The 391-nt window shown below is 71.6% G+C and carries 1 protein-coding gene; it reads left to right on the top strand.

The genetic code is table 11. The annotated features are described in order from the left end of the window. The first annotated feature begins 134 nt into the window (after positions 1 to 134). Entirely contained in the window at positions 135 to 350 is a 216-nt protein-coding gene (locus HKX41_10595) for a hypothetical protein (protein NNC24579.1), read from the top strand. Positions 351 to 391 lie beyond the last annotated feature (41 nt).

The following is a 391-nucleotide window of genomic DNA, read 5'->3' as shown; positions in this document are numbered from 1 at the left end:
CCGCTCGCCGTTGCCGTCGGGCCGGTTCGCCCAGGATCGACCGGCGGCCCCGTGATAGCAGTCACAGGCCGCGGCGACCCCCTCGCGCATGCTGTCGCAGGCCGCCCGGCCCGCCGACCAAGGAGCAGGTTCGCATGCCTTCGATCCGTCATCGCACCGTGATGTTCGCCGCCGCATTCGCGCTCGCCGCAGGATTCGCCGGCAGCGCGGCCGCCCAGCGCAATTGCAGCATCTGCACCGGCATCTACGACCACTGCATGGCCCAGCCCGATGCCAGCGAGTACGAGTGCGTGCTCGAACACAACCGCTGCGCCAAGTCGCTGGGCTGCCCGTTCAAGCCGCAGACCTGAGTTCCGCCGCCGCACCCACCGCAGCCGCTGCGCGGCCGCCG

The sequence above is a fragment of the Salifodinibacter halophilus genome (assembly GCA_012999515.1).
GTDB classification, from domain to species: Bacteria; Pseudomonadota; Gammaproteobacteria; order Nevskiales; family Salinisphaeraceae; genus Salifodinibacter; species Salifodinibacter halophilus.
This window is presented reverse-complemented; position numbering and strand designations above follow the sequence as displayed.

What these genes read in the sequence shown, in the direction of transcription:
- HKX41_10595 (NNC24579.1), top strand. Translation starts at nt 135, where the DNA reads ATGCCTTCGATCCGTCATCGCACCGTGATGTTCGCCGCCGCATTCGCG.